The organism is Pontibacter ruber, assembly GCF_023630205.1.
GTDB lineage: Bacteria > Bacteroidota > Bacteroidia > Cytophagales > Hymenobacteraceae > Pontibacter > Pontibacter ruber.
Window position 1 is genome coordinate 295,055 of the sequence record NZ_JALPRR010000004.1, and the last position, 13,839, is coordinate 308,893.

At 49.4% G+C, this 13,839-nt stretch carries 10 protein-coding genes; 5 read left to right on the forward strand and 5 right to left on the reverse strand.

Going from position 1 to position 13,839, the window contains the following annotated elements:
• Window positions 1-12: 12 nt before the first annotated feature.
• A complete protein-coding gene (locus MJ611_RS17830) occupies window positions 13-3,192 on the reverse strand; it encodes a TonB-dependent receptor (protein ID WP_250431800.1) in 3,180 nt (1,059 codons plus the stop codon).
• A gap of 128 nt (window positions 3,193-3,320) precedes the next feature.
• Window positions 3,321-3,962 (reverse strand): C40 family peptidase, encoded by a 642-nt coding sequence (locus tag MJ611_RS17835; protein WP_250431801.1) that lies wholly within the window; start codon window positions 3,960-3,962, stop codon window positions 3,321-3,323.
• Between the two features lie 75 nt (window positions 3,963-4,037).
• Here MJ611_RS17835 and MJ611_RS17840 point away from each other — a divergent pair, with 75 nt between their 5' ends.
• A complete protein-coding gene (locus tag MJ611_RS17840) occupies window positions 4,038-5,441 on the forward strand; it encodes an FAD-binding oxidoreductase (protein ID WP_250431802.1) in 1,404 nt (467 codons plus the stop codon).
• 92 nt (window positions 5,442-5,533) lie between these two features.
• Here MJ611_RS17840 and MJ611_RS17845 read toward each other — a convergent pair whose 3' ends face one another.
• Both MJ611_RS17845 and MJ611_RS17850 read right to left on the reverse strand, forming a co-directional pair.
• Window positions 5,534-5,827, reverse strand: a complete 294-nt coding sequence (locus MJ611_RS17845) for a hypothetical protein (protein WP_250431803.1) — start codon at window positions 5,825-5,827, stop codon at window positions 5,534-5,536.
• A gap of 13 nt (window positions 5,828-5,840) precedes the next feature.
• Window positions 5,841-6,737, reverse strand: coding sequence for an alpha/beta fold hydrolase (locus MJ611_RS17850; RefSeq protein ID WP_250431804.1), 897 nt, complete (start codon window positions 6,735-6,737; stop codon window positions 5,841-5,843).
• A gap of 153 nt (window positions 6,738-6,890) precedes the next feature.
• On the opposite strand from MJ611_RS17850, the gene asnB reads away from it, so the two are divergent.
• The 3 genes from asnB to MJ611_RS17865 all read left to right on the forward strand — a co-directional run bounded on the left by asnB (window position 6,891) and on the right by MJ611_RS17865 (window position 11,196).
• Window positions 6,891-8,795: an asparagine synthase (glutamine-hydrolyzing) gene (asnB, locus tag MJ611_RS17855; protein WP_250431805.1), complete on the forward strand. Its 1,905-nt coding sequence runs from the start codon at window positions 6,891-6,893 to the stop codon at window positions 8,793-8,795.
• 97 nt (window positions 8,796-8,892) lie between these two features.
• Window positions 8,893-10,242 carry a UDP-glucose dehydrogenase family protein gene (locus tag MJ611_RS17860; RefSeq protein WP_250431806.1) on the forward strand — a complete coding sequence of 450 codons (1,350 nt, stop codon included), beginning with the start codon at window positions 8,893-8,895 and terminating at the stop codon, window positions 10,240-10,242.
• A gap of 3 nt (window positions 10,243-10,245) precedes the next feature.
• Window positions 10,246-11,196, forward strand: coding sequence for a UDP-glucuronic acid decarboxylase family protein (locus MJ611_RS17865; RefSeq protein ID WP_250431807.1), 951 nt, complete (start codon window positions 10,246-10,248; stop codon window positions 11,194-11,196).
• Between the two features lie 172 nt (window positions 11,197-11,368).
• On the opposite strand, the gene MJ611_RS17870 is transcribed toward MJ611_RS17865, so the two are convergent.
• On the reverse strand, window positions 11,369-12,619 hold the full coding sequence (locus MJ611_RS17870) for a tetratricopeptide repeat protein (RefSeq protein WP_250431808.1): 1,251 nt from the start codon (window positions 12,617-12,619) through the stop codon (window positions 11,369-11,371).
• Window positions 12,620-12,727: 108 nt separating this feature from the next.
• Here MJ611_RS17870 and MJ611_RS17875 point away from each other — a divergent pair, with 108 nt between their 5' ends.
• Window positions 12,728-13,642, forward strand: a complete 915-nt coding sequence (locus MJ611_RS17875; RefSeq protein WP_250431809.1) for a M20/M25/M40 family metallo-hydrolase — start codon at window positions 12,728-12,730, stop codon at window positions 13,640-13,642.
• Window positions 13,643-13,839 lie beyond the last annotated feature (197 nt).

Below are 13,839 nucleotides of genomic sequence, written 5' to 3' on the forward strand. Positions count from 1 at the left end.
GTATGTTATAGCCTAGTTAAAGAGGTATCGCAAGCCCAATTGCCCCTGCCATCTGGAGGAGAACTGGGAAATGTCGTATGACCTGCTGTTCGGGTTGAAGGTAAAGCGCGGTTGCCCGGTTGCCTGATCAAAACCAGTCAGTGTAATGATTTCCCTGGCGTTGTTATTCACGAAATACTGCCGTCCCCAGTCCCTGTTAAAGAGGTTGCCTACGTTGAAGATATCAAAGGTTAACTGGAACGTATGTTTGTTTTCGCCGGCCTCGAAGATAAACTCCTGCATCAGGCGCACATCAAACTGGTGTGTCCACGGCATGCGGGCTCCGTTGCGTTCGGCATAATCGCCACGGTTCTCATCCAGGTAATCGTCGCCGTTAATAAAGTTATCAAGTGCCTCCCACTGCTCTTCCGGGCTATAGGTTACACCCGAAGCCCGATCAGTGAGTGGCACCAGGTTGATATCTTCTCTGCTTCTTGGTATGTACAACAGGTCGTTGCCAAAGTTACCATCCCCGTTCAGGTCGCCGCTGTACAGGTAAGTGAAGGGCTGCCCTGACTGCCCCTCGTAAAACAGTGAGAGGGTGGTAGCAAAGTTATTGGCATAGCGTATCGTGTAGCCGCCTGAACCGATAAGGCGATGGCGTATGTCATACCTGGAGTAGCCCAGCTCGGGACTATTCGGGTTGTTCACGATCTGGTTGAACTCGTAGTTAGACAAAGCGGTAGAACTGGTGCCACTGTTTACATCCTTCGACTTTCCATAAGTATAAGCTATCATGGTATTCAGGCCGTTGGTAAAATTTTTCTGCAGTTGGCCCGTAATGTTGTAGCGGTGGCCTTTGTTGGTGTTGTCAAGCAGGATCACGTTGGTAAAATCCGGATCTACGCGTATACTTCGTGTAATGCGCCCTCTGGAATCCACTACAGGGTCACCTTCGGCATCGGTTACATAGTAAACGGCACGGTTGTCAGCTGGTCCGCGAAGTGTACCAGTCTGCGGTCCCAGGTTCAGGTCCTTGTATACCACATCATTCAGGGTTTTAGTATAGATACCCTCCAGAGTGGCAATTATGCCTAATGGAAGAGTATAGTCGGCGGCGAGATTGCTTCGCCATACTTGTGGCAATTTGAATTCATCTGTAATCAGGTTGATCTCAAAAGTTTGGCTTGCTGTCGGGTTAACGGCAATCTGGTTGTTCGGATCCGATATAAACTCAAAGCCCTCAGATGGTGCCCGTCTGTCGATGGTGCCAAGTATAAGACCGTTGTTAATAAACTGATTTGACTGCCATACAAAAGGCACGCGGCCGGTAAAGATGCCGCTACCCCCGCGTACCTGCAGCCCCTCAACAGTGGTAGGAGAAAAGTTGAAACCCAAACGCGGAGCCCACAATACCTGCCCGCTCGGGGTCTTGTCGGTTCTGTAACCAGGGAAGGATTCTTCGACTCCAATGTTACGTCCTGGCTGATCCGGGAAAACGGGGACATCGATGCGCAGACCCAGCGTCAGCTTCAGGGCATCGGTGGCAGTGTACTCATCCTGAACATAAAAGCCAAGCTGCATGGCGTTGAACTCAGCTGCCGGACGTGGATCGTCTGGGTTGAGTGAATAGGTAACGCGGGCACGGTCAGGGCGGTCTTCAAAGAAATCTTCCAGGCTTCGGAAATCCCAGCGGCCATTTAGGTTGTTGATGAACAGGTTGCGGAATTTGAAGAACTCGTTGTGCGTACCTATTGTAAAGTTGTGCTGGCCGAGTATGTAAGTAAAGTTATCAGTGAACTCAAAGATGTCCTGGTCCAGCTCATTGGCTGTAGAGCTGCGCTGAGAGCCAAATTCAAAGGTCCGGTCGTTATCCACGATCGTCACCTGAGGGAATAATGCTCCCAGCGTTTGCCTGTCCTCCCGGATGCGGGAATAGCCTAGTATCAGGTTATTGGAAATAGTGTTGGAGAAACGGCTGTTTATTTCCATCACCGAACTGTTGGTTTTGCTGTTGAACCTATAGGCGTTGTTGCCATACCTTAAAAAGTTGCTGCTTCTGGAGATGTTGTCGTCAAAGGCATCAACATAGTTGTGGCGCAGGGTAAGCTGATGCACTGTGCTCAGGTTCCAGTCGAGACGGGCAAAGTACTTGTCACTTTCTGTCTTTCTGTCTATGTCGCCAAAAGATCCGACGTCATAATCGTAGGTTGTGCTTACAAAGTCAGCGAGCAGCTGCGCCTCATCCAGCGTAATTCTCGACTCAGCCGAGCCAGGTGCAAAACGAACGGGTTCTTCGATGCGGTTGGCGTCGTAGTTAAGGAAGAAGAAGAGCTTGTCTTTAAGTATAGGGCCACCCACCCGGATACCGTACTGGTAGTTGCTGAATTCATCTGCCCGAACCCTTGGGCCTTCTACAGCCTTGCCTATAGTGTTTTCGTTGCGTCCGAAACCATACAGAGAACCGCTGAACTGGTTAGTGCCGGAACGGGTTACAGCATTAATACCGCCGCCAGTGAAATTGCCCAGTTTCACGTCGTAAGGAGCCACCACCACCTGGATCTCCTGGATCGCATCCAGTGAGATGGGTTGCGTACCTGCTGAACCACCTGGAGTACCGCTGCCGGAAAGGCCGAACACGTCATTGTTCACGGCACCGTCGATGGTGATGTTGTTGTAACGGTTATTGCTGCCTGCGATGGAATTACCGGATGCCTGTGGCGTAAGGCGTGTGAAGTCCTGGAGACTTCGATTTAGGGTTGGGAGGCGTTCTATTTGTTCGCGTTGCACGTTGGTTGCAGCACCGGTACGGTCTACATTGAAGACGTCGTTTCGAGCTCCTACCACTTCCACCTCGCCCAGTTCGCGGGCACTCTCCGATAGGGCAAGGTCCACCCGGGCTGTTTGGCCCAGGCTAAGGGTAATATTTTCGACCCGCTGCTCCTGATAACCTACATACGAAGTTGTGACGGTGTAGGGGCCTCCCACACGCATGTTCTGTATGTTAAAGCGCCCTTCTGTATCGGTGGTAGCAACGTATTGCGTACTGGTTGGGGTATGAATAGCTATAACAGTTGCGCCGGGTAAGGCAGTGCCGCTCTGATCCCTGATAACGCCGGTCATAGCGGCGGTTGTTGCTCCCTGTGCCCATACCAGCTGCGTAAGCAGCGTCAGCAGAAGGCCAAGCAGCATTCTTTCGTAAAAAATTTTCATAATACTTAAAGCAGTTTGGTTAACTAATTACCTATCAACTGCTTATAAGTACGTAGGTTTTAACTATTTTACCCGGTAAATAAATAAAAATTGGTGATTTAAAGTATTAAGATATAGGGAGTTATACTTTAAAAGGGTTCAGGGCGTACGGCTTTGATAAAGATTTTCTGATAATGCTCTGAGAACAGGTTATTTTCGATAACACCAAGCGAGGTAGAAGCATGAATGAATTTTATTTCCTGGTCGCTGACCACTTCTGTTACCATGCCCACATGGGTGATGTTGTTGCTGAACTTGTTGGCCCCAAAAAATACAAGGTCCCCTTCACGAATATCTTTTATGCGTACTTCACTGCCAAACCGGCTTTGCTCCTCCGAGGTGCGGGGCAGGATCACATCTATACTTTGGAAAGAGGTGCACAGCAGGCCGGAGCAGTCCATGCCTACGCGTGTGGTGCCTCCCCAGCGGTATGGGGTGCCGGTGTAGGAGCGTGCCGTTTTGATGACGGTCTCGATGTTTTGGTCTACCAGGCGCGGGTTGCTTATGCGGGTGCGGCTGGTGCGGTCTTTGGTGGCAATGGTTTTGTTGTGGCTTCTTCTGCGGGAAGCCTGCTTCCCGGCCTTACGTGCCTGGCGTTTTTCTTCCGCTATCTGCCGTGCTGACTTGTAGGTTTCGCCACGCTTGCTGAAAACTGGTTGCGACGACTGACAGGAAGCCATCACGATCAGGAAAAAGATAAATAAAAGGGAAGTGGTAAAAAGTGTTCTCAAAGCGTAAATTAGTAATAGGTAGTAAAACAAAGTATAACCAATGGCTAAATTAAACATTAGCCATACTATATAAAAATGAAATTTAACCCAGTTACTCCCGAAATAGCCGCAACGCTAGCTGGCATTGTAGGGCAGGAGCACGTAATAATGCCTGCCTCCGAAGACGACATGCAGCGCTACACGCACGACGAAACCGAGGACCTGCGCTACGTTCCGGAGATAGTGCTTAAACCTGCTAACGCTGACGAGATCAGTCGTATTATGCAAGTATGCCAGTTAAACAATATACCGGTTACGCCCCGTGGCGCCGGCACGGGTTTAAGTGGCGGCGCGCTGCCGGTGCACAAGGGCGTGGTGCTGTCTACAGAGCGGCTGAACCGGATTCTGGACATAGACGAGCGTAACCTGCAGGCCACCGTGGAGCCAGGCGTGATCACACAGGTGTTTCAGGAGGCAGTGATCGCGAAGGGCCTGTTTTACCCGCCAGACCCGTCGAGCCGGGGCAGCTGTTTTCTGGGTGGCAACCTCAGCGAGTCTTCCGGCGGGCCCAGAGCAGTAAAGTATGGCGTAACCAAAGATTATGTGCTGAACATGGAAGTGGTGCTGCCGTCAGGCGAAATTACCTGGACGGGTGCTAATGTGCTGAAATACGCAACCGGCTATAACCTGACACAGCTGATGGTGGGCAGTGAAGGAACGCTGGGTATTATCACTAAGATAGTGTTTAAGCTCATCCCGTTCCCGCCTCAAAACCTGGTGATGCTGGTGCCTTTCCGGAAGGAAGAAGAAGCCTGTGCGGCTGTTTCTAAAATTTTTATGGCAGGCATGGTGCCCTCAGCGCTGGAGTTTATGGAGCGAGAAGCCATCGAATGGGGACTCCGGTACCTGCAACAGCACATGACCATACCTGAAGATGTTCAGGCGCACCTGCTTGTTGAATTAGATGGCAACGACATGGACCTGCTGTATAAAGACGCGGAGCGGGTGTATGAAGTGCTCGAGCAGTTTGATATAGGCGAGATACTGATTGCGGATAACGAAAAGCAGAAAGAAGAGCTCTGGCGCCTGCGCCGGTGCGTGGGGCATGCCGTGAAAAGTAACTCTGTTTATAAAGAAGAAGATACCGTGGTGCCGCGCGCCGAACTGCCGGTACTGCTGAAAGGAGTGAAGGAGATCGGAGCCAGGTATAACTTCAAGTCGGTGTGTTACGGCCACGCCGGGGATGGCAACCTGCACATCAACATCGTGAAAGGCCATATGTCGGATGACGACTGGAACAACAAGCTGCCCGAAGGTATAAAAGAGATTTTCCGCTTGTGCGTATCCTTGGGAGGCACCATTTCCGGGGAACATGGCATTGGCCTGGTGCAGCGGCCATACATTGATATCGCCTTAAATGAAGTACAGCTGCGGCTCATGCGGGGCATCAAAGAGCTGTTTGATCCGAAAGGTATACTTAATCCGGGAAAGATATTCTAGCAACTTCAAAGTATAAAACAGCAACAGGCGCCAATTTATACTTGGCGCCTGTTGCTGTTTTATACTTTTCCTGTCTGCTCCAAAAGCAGGATCTAAGACTTCTTATTATCCGGCTTCTTTGCAGTATTCTCCTTTTTGTATGCGCTTTGCTGCTCGGCCATGTTCTCATCCAGCTCACGCAGGTTGTGCCACGACTCCATCAGGTTGCGGTGCGACTCGTTTAAAGGAGCCTGTTGCTGGGGTTCGGATTGGGGTTGGGGTTGGGGTTGCGCCTTTGCCGAAGGGTTATGCATGGTATAAAGCTGTTCCTGTGGCTGCTGCGCGTCCTTCTCGGTAGATTGATGAGCACGCAAAACAGCTTCTTCTAAGGATTTATTCGTCTTCATGGTGTACTAGGGGTTATTGGTGTAATTCAGGTTGCCGCTTCTTCTGTTCTTCTTTTATAAAGTTGTTCACGTAACTGGCTACTTCCTCGGCATTCTCTTCCTGCAGAAAGTGTCCACTGTTCTCGAAGTGCATCACGTAACATTCGTGGAAGAATTTCTTCCATTTTTGCAGCGCCTCTATTTTCACAAGCTTATCCTGCTCGCCCCAAAGTATGAGCGTAGGGATGTCCTGTATGCGTTTTCGCTGGCGCCATAATTCGTCGTACCACTTGGTTACGCCTACCAGCTCGCGAGCACAGGCAAGCGAACGCACATGCTCTTCCGGGTCTCCCAAGGCTTTGATGTATTGCTGCTGAATAGATTCCGGTAGCTTACTTTGTTCGCCAAACAGCTCGTGGACCAGCGTTTCGGTAGAGACGTTCAGTTTAGAGTGCAGGAATTTGCCCAGCGGGCCAACCAGGTACTTGCTTGCTTTACTATAAGTATAGTGGTTTGAAAGCGACCAGGTCCAGGTGTTCAGCATCACGATGCTTTGCACGTTAGACGGATGTTTGATGGCATAGGCCAAACCAATGGGGGCGCCAAAATCGTGTACCATCAACGTAATGTCTTTCAGGTTCAGGTGCTCCATCAGCGCTTCAAAGTTGGCTGCGTGGGCCCTGGGCTTGTAGCTGAAATCAGCAGGTTTGTCAGACAGGCCAAAGCCTATCAGGTCCATGGCGATGCAGCGGTAGTGTTTGCTGAGGATCTTGATTAGGTTTCGGTAAAGGAAAGACCAGGAAGGTGTTCCGTGGATCATCACGATCGGTGCTCCTTCCCCTTCATCTATATAATGCATTCTGCCCGCCTCTAACTCCAGATATTTCGATGTAAATGGATATTCTTTCGTATCCAGCCAGTCTGGTTTCATAACAATTCAGGGTGTTTGGTTTAAAGGTATACTTGAGACAGGTGTATGGGTTGTTAATATTGATGAAAAAGACCCGTGTTCTGACAAATTTTCAGGGCAGCGGACTTATGGCATACGGCAGGTTAAGTATAAATTGTACCTTTACAGGGAGCTATGTGTGGAATAACGGGGGTATTTGCATTTACAGAGGCCGGACGAACGGCCCTGGACAGGCTGCAGGCGGCTGCGGAGGCGTTACGTCACCGCGGGCCAGATGGAGCAGGCTTGCTGGTGCGCGGAGATGTAGGGCTGGCTCACCGAAGGCTGGCCATTATAGGTCTGGAAGAAGCGGCCTGCCAGCCGATGCAGGATGCCAGCGGGCGCTTTTCTATTGTGTATAATGGCGAAGTTTTCAACTACAAAGAGCTCCGCAGAAAGCTGCAGGATGCCGGTTATTCGTTCCGGACCACTTCCGATACGGAGGTGGTATTGCAGCTTTTCCTCAAAGAGGGGCCTGATTGTCTGAAGAAACTCAAAGGCTTTTTTGTTTTTGCGATCCACGACGCGCAGCACGATTCCCTCTTCATTGCCCGGGACAGGTTCGGTGAAAAGCCGCTGTTATACTATAAAGATGCAGATAAATTCCTGTTCGGTTCGGAACTGGGTGCGCTGCTGGAACTGGGTGTTCCACGTGAAGTGGATTATACTTCGCTCTACCAGTACCTGCAACTGACCTATGTGCCCGCACCGGCATCGATGTTAAAAGGCGTTAAAAAGCTGTTGCCAGGACATTTTCTATACATCCAGAACAATAAGGTGCAGCAGCAGATGTGGTATCGCCTGCCTTTTGACGCAGCTAAGGCGGCTACCAATCCCCTGAACTATCCGCAGCAGCAGGCAAAACTAAAGCAGGTGCTGGAGCGTGCCGTGGTTGATCGCCTCACGGCCGACATACCCGTAGGAGCATTTCTGAGCGGGGGCATAGATTCTTCTGTTGTCGTAGCCCTGGCTGCAAAGCATGTGCCCCATCTGAAAACCTTTTCAGTGGGTTTTAAAGACGCTCCTTTCTTTGACGAAACGCGCTATGCCCGTTTAGTAGCCGCTAAGTATAAAACAGATCATACAGAGATCAATCTTACCACCCAGGATCTGCACGGACATCTGTATAACATGCTGGATTCCTTAGGAGAGCCTTTTGCCGACTCGTCGGCGCTGGCTGTGTACGCCCTGAGCAGCCATGCGGGACGTGAAGTGAAAGCGGTGCTTTCCGGTGACGGAGCAGACGAACTGTTTGCAGGCTACAACAAGCACATGGCAGAGTTTCAGCTACTAAGAGGCGGCGCCAAAATCGAGGCAGTTGAAAAGCTTTCCTTTTTATGGGATGTGCTGCCCAAATCGCGCCAATCGTTTGCTGCAAACAAAATAAGACAACTACAGCGTTTTGCCGCCGGTGCCAGGTTAAACCCGTCGGATCGCTACTGGTTATGGGCTACCTGGGCAAATGAGGCAGAAGCAATTAATTTGCTCCACGACCGGTACAGGGCCACCGTAGCAGGGCGTTTATACCAGGCCCGCAAGCGCAGATTATTATCTTGCCTCGAAAGCAACCACTACGACCTGAATAGCGTACTCTGTGCCGACTGGCAATTGGTGCTGGGAAATGACATGGTACCCAAAATAGATTTGATGGGCATGGCCCACGGCCTGGAGGTTCGAAGCCCCTTCCTGGACCATCGGGTAGCCAAGTTTGCTTTTTCGCTGCCGGTTTCTTCTAAAATAGATGCCTCTATCCGGAAAAAGATCTTGCAGGACACTTATAAAAGTATGTTGCCCCCCGAGCTCTACAAACGCCCAAAGAAGGGGTTTGAAGTTCCTCTGGCCGACTTTTTAAAAAATGAGGCAGCTGACCTGATGCAGCAATATATGTCAGATGAGCTTATTATAGCACAAGGTATATTCGATGTACATCAGATAAAAAAGTTGCGCAAAAGCTTTGCAGCATCAGCGGCAGGGAGCGTGCAGACACAAGTATGGAGCCTCCTGGTATTTCAGCATTGGTGGAAAAAATGGATTATGTAACACCAACCTTCCTGCTTTAAGTCATATATTTGAAGCCCTTTACGGGAAGTTAAAAGTATAAAGTGTAAATTTGTAACCTCAACCTATTAGTTAAAATATGAGAATAGCTGTAGTTGGTACTGGATATGTAGGCTTGGTAACAGGCACCTGTTTTGCCGAAGTTGGTATTGATGTGACCTGCATTGACATTGACGTAAACAAGATTGAAAACCTGAAAAAGGGCATTTTGCCTATTTACGAACCAGGTTTGGAAGAAATGGTAATGCGCAACACGCAAAAAGAGCGCCTTTCTTTCTCTAACGACCTTGCAACCAGTATCCAGGGTTGTGATGTGGCTTTCATCGCAGTAGGTACACCTCCGGGCGAGGACGGGAGCGCCGACCTGAAGCACGTTCTGGCAGTAGCAAGAGCCATTGGACAGCATATGACCAACTACGTCGTAGTGGTTACCAAGAGTACCGTGCCGGTTGGCACAGCAAATAAAGTTAGAACTGCCATTGAGCAGGAATTGGAAAAACGTGGTGCAAACATCCCGTTTGATGTGGCCTCTAACCCAGAGTTCCTGAAAGAAGGTGCAGCCATCGACGACTTCCTGAAACCAGACCGTATTGTGGTTGGTGTTGCCTCGCAGAGAGCGGAAGAAGTGATGAGCAAGCTGTACAAGCCATTCTTGATGAACGGTCACCCGCTCATCTTCATGGACATTCCTTCTGCTGAAATGACCAAGTATGCAGCCAATGCCATGCTTGCAACCAAGATCAGCTTTATGAACGACATCGCCAACCTGTGCGAGATTATGGGCGCTGACGTGAACATGGTGCGCAAAGGCATTGGCAGCGACGTACGTATTGGTAACAAATTTATCTATCCGGGCATTGGCTACGGTGGGTCCTGCTTCCCGAAAGATGTAAAGGCCCTGATCAAAACTGCCTCTGAGAACGGATACGAAATGCGGGTGCTGAAATCTGTGGAGGAAGTAAACGAGAATCAGAAGTCGGTACTTTTCAACAAAATAAACAACCACTTTAAAGGCGAACTGGCTGGTAAAACGTTTGCGGTTTGGGGCTTGTCTTTCAAACCTAAGACCGACGACATGCGTGAGGCGCCGTCGCTTGTTATCATCAACAAACTGCTGGAGCAGGGTGCTAAAGTAAAGGCCTATGACCCGGTTGCCATGAAAGAGGCTTCTCACACGCTCGGCAATACCGTAGAGTATGGCAAAGATGAGTATGAAACGTTGATTGACGCGGATGCACTGTTGCTGGTAACAGAATGGCCGGAGTTCCGCTCTCCGAACTTCAACGTGGTAAGCAGACTGATGAAGGATAAAGTGGTATTTGACGGAAGAAACATCTACGACGCCGCCGAAATGCGCGAAAAAGGCTTCGTGTACTACGGGATAGGTGTAAAACAGCAAGTAGAAGAAGAAAAAGTTACACTAGGCTAAAACATGACCAAAAAACGCATTTTAATTACAGGTGGAGCCGGTTTCCTGGGTTCTCACCTTTGCGATAGATTCCTGAAAGAAGGCTATCATGTGATTGCGATGGACAATCTGATCACAGGCAGCCTGAGCAACATCGAGCACCTTTTCAAATTACAGGATTTTGAGTTTTACCACCACGATGTATCCAAGTTCGTGCACATACCTGGTAAACTCGATTATATCCTGCACTTTGCATCTCCGGCAAGCCCGATCGATTACCTCAAAATTCCTATCCAGACGCTGAAAGTAGGATCTTTGGGTACACACAACCTGCTTGGCCTGGCTCGAAACAAGAAAGCGCGCATTCTGGTAGCGTCTACGTCTGAAGTATACGGCGATCCGCTGGTGCACCCGCAGACGGAAGATTACTGGGGTAACGTAAACCCGGTTGGCCCACGTGGCTGCTACGACGAGGCAAAACGCTTCCAGGAGGCCATCACAATGGCCTACCACATGCACCATGGTTTGGAAACCCGCATTATCCGAATTTTTAATACCTATGGCCCACGCATGCGCCTCGATGACGGCCGTGTGCTGCCTGCTTTCCTGAGCCAGGCGTTACGTGGTGAGCCACTGAGCATTTTTGGCGATGGGTCGCAAACCCGCTCGTTCTGCTATGTGGATGACCTGGTAGAAGGCATTTACCGTTTGTTGCTGAGCGATTACCCGATGCCGGTGAATATTGGCAATCCATCGGAAATCACCATCAAGGAATTTGCGGAGGAGATCTGTAAACTGACCGGAGTTGAGCTGAAGGTAGAATACCAGCCACTGCCGAAGGACGATCCGCAGAAGCGTCAGCCGGACATTACAAAGGCAAAAGAAATTCTGGGCTGGGAACCGAAGGTTGATCGGGCAGAAGGCTTACGAAGAACCTTGGAATACTTTAAAGAGGCATTGCACGTGCCTGTATAATAATAAAAAGAAGAAGGCCCTTTGCGAAAAGGGCCTTCTTCTTTTTATTACTGGTAATACTTTCTATAGAAACTACGCCAAGTATAAACTAACTCTATAAGTATACTTCAGAAACAGATAATGGTAGTTTGCAACTGTAATTATACTTATTGTATGCTAGTGGGAAGTAGCACTACTTGATCTTCTTATTTGCCTTCAGAAACGCCCGGGCCTCTTTAAAATTAGCCGATTTCTTCTCTGTATTGTTCAGCACGATGGTATAGTAGCGTTTTGCAGTCACCAGGTCTTTCTCCTGCTTTGCTATGCGGGCCAGGTTCAGGTAAGAGTTGATAAAATAGCCGGATTCCCGCTCTCCGGTCATTTCCGCGAACATGATGGTGTTCTGGTAATACGCTTTCGCTTTTTCGAAATCTCGGTATTTGTTCTGGTTAACGTAGGCAAGTATGTAGGAAGCATAGCGCCCGCTGATTGCCTCATAGCCCGGCATCTTCTGATCGAGTTTGCTTAAGATGTCCAGTGACTCGCGCTCTGCCAGGGTAAAATGCCCCTGCACAAACAGCATGCGGGCATAAAAGCGCTGAAAATAAGCATTGTCGGGGTACTTGGTGGCCAGTTCACGCGAAAGTTTCATGGCCTCTTCCATGTTATTTTCCTCGTTAGCGTAGATCTTCATGAGGAAGTACTTGGATTCAGTACCCGTATAAAAGCCATTGTTGGCTACATAGCGAAGCTGTTTCAGGCCAAGGCGCTTGTCTCCGTCAGGGAAGAACACCAGCACCGGGCGCAGGAAAGGATAGTTTTCATGGATCCAAATGGAGTAATAGTTAAACAATGCCTCGCCGAAAAGGAACTCCGGGCTCAGGCCGTTGCCTGCCTTGGCGATCTCCATATACTCCAGTGCGCGTTTGCTGGCTACGGTTGCTTTGCGCCAGTTGCTGCGCTCGGAATGCAACCTGCCGGTAAAGCCATTGGCTGCTGCCAGGAAAAAGGCTGCCTCAACGTTTTTCTCGTCCTTATCATACAGCCGCTCTGCCTTTACAATGGCCGTATCCATGTAAGCGAAAAAAAGGTCGTCGTACTTGGTGGTTTGTATGTTGGTAGGAACAATCTTCCACCACTGGCTCAATCCTAATAAGAAATAGGGCAGGGGATGCTCCGGATAGCGGCGGCGCAGCGATTTAAATTGTTTTTCAGCTCGTTCATACTTGAAGTTATACATGTTATCAACCGCTCCCTCCAGCTCATACTGTATGTCTCTGTCGAGCAGGAGCATGCCTTTAACATTGCCTGCGCTCGGGATAACCTCGATAGATCCGATGGTAACCTCGCGCATGTTGGTGGTGTCAGGCTTCGCTCCTTTCCCCTGAGCCGAAGCAAGGGCGGGTAAAAGGCAAAAGAGCGAAACGTAAAAAAACTTCTTCATGAAAAATAAGTTTGTCCGAAGCAAAGGGTAGAGCTGTTTACTAATGATGCCAGACGCTAAAAGTACAACAAATATGCTAATTTTGAATCCCAAAAATAAAATATAGCGATGAGACTTCTTGAGCAACTTTGCAATATACATGCGCCATCAGGCAACGAGAAAAATATGTCAGAATTCCTGCTTAACTATATTGAGGAGCATAAAGTTCAGTGGAAAACACAGCCGATCATAGTTAAGGGCGAAGGATTTCAGGATTGTATTTTGCTGATATTCGGCAATCCCCGCACAGCCATATTCGCGCACATAGATTCTATTGGTTTTACGGTACGCTATGGAAAGCAGCTGGTCCGGATTGGCGGCCCTGACCTGGAGACAGGTTACCGCCTGGTAGGGGAAGACAGCCAGGGAAAAATTGAATGTACACTGCAGTACAACGAAGAGCAGGGAGAGCTTACCTATGAATTTGAGCGGGAGATAGAGCGTGGAACGGAGCTTGTGTTTAAGTGCGATTTCCGGGAAACAGAAGACTCGGTGCAGTCGTGCTACATGGATAACCGCTTAGGAGTGTGGAGTGCGCTGAAAGTAGCGGAAACACTGGAAGATGGCATTATTGCTTTCAGTGCCTGGGAAGAGCACGGTGGTGGATCGGTAGCTTACCTGGCCAAGTATATTTATGAAACCTACGGTGTTCGGCAGGCACTTATTTCGGATATCACCTGGGTGACAGAAGGGGTGTATCCTGGCAAAGGCGTGGTTATTTCACTCCGGGATAGCCTGATTCCAAGGCGTGCTTACGTGCAGCACATTGTGGGTATTGCTAAGGAATCCGGTATACCTTTTCAGCTGGAGGTGGAAGGGGCAGGCGGCAGCGACGCCAAAGAGTTGCAGCACGGGCCATACCCCTGGGACTGGTGCTTTGTAGGCGCTCCCGAAGACAATGTGCATTCGCCCGACGAAATTGTGCATAAAAAGGATATCGAAAGTATGGTAGCGCTCTACAAAGTGTTAATGGAGAAACTATAGTTACGCTATCCAGGAAGTATAAATTACCGGAGGCTGACCAGAAATGGTCAGCTTTTTTTATGCACAAAAGCTGTTTTTCTACGGGCGGATGTGCAGGAGTATGCGGCTTTTGCTATATATACCGCAACTTCCTGAGGTATAGCCTGCTGAGAGGAACTGCTTCCTGTGAAATCATTTGGAAAAGTCAACTCAATATC